Raw genomic sequence first — 508 nt, forward strand, 5'->3', positions numbered from 1 at the left:
TGTTGCCCAGCACCGTCTCGCCCCTCGCTTCCAGCGGCCCGCTGTCCTCGGGCCGATGCAGCATGTCGGTCAGCGCAAGTACGCCTCGCATGAGTTGCAGCTCGGCGTCGTCGATGAACACCCACATGTCGTCGCGACGACCGTTCAACTTCCGCTCGATCCTACCGGTAGCAAGCGCGCGATCGACGACGTCGGGCACCCAGTCCGTCGATGGTATCGGCCGCGTCGCGCCACCTCCGCTGGGCTGCGCCTTGGCGACGAGCGCGCCCGTCATGCCGCCGCGTTCCTGTACCCGGCGCCGTCCTCGAAGTCGTCGCCGACGAGGTCCTCTGTCCGCATCTCCCAGAGGGTGCTCAGCACGTCGTCGAACGCGGCGATGATGAAGTGCAGGCCGGCACGCTGGGGCCAGCCCGAGCGGTTCAGATGAATCTGCCACTGCGTCGCGTCGTCACGCACCTTCACCGTAATCGGCGCCCCTTTTCCCAATGGCGACCAGCTAACCCAAGAC

General features: G+C 66.7%; 2 protein-coding genes. Both read right to left on the minus strand.

What is annotated here, in order from left to right; translation table 11 throughout:
* Nucleotides 1-274, minus strand: a 274-nt coding sequence (locus AC0IYH_RS29210; RefSeq protein WP_471837504.1) for a hypothetical protein, incomplete at its 3' end; no start/stop codon positions are given.
* Nucleotides 271-508 (minus strand): hypothetical protein (locus AC0IYH_RS29215; protein ID WP_471837505.1); only part of this gene is annotated, 238 nt, incomplete at its 5' end. The genes AC0IYH_RS29215 and AC0IYH_RS29210, both read right to left, overlap by 4 nt.

Source organism: Pseudomonas sp. AC463 (assembly GCF_979253585.1).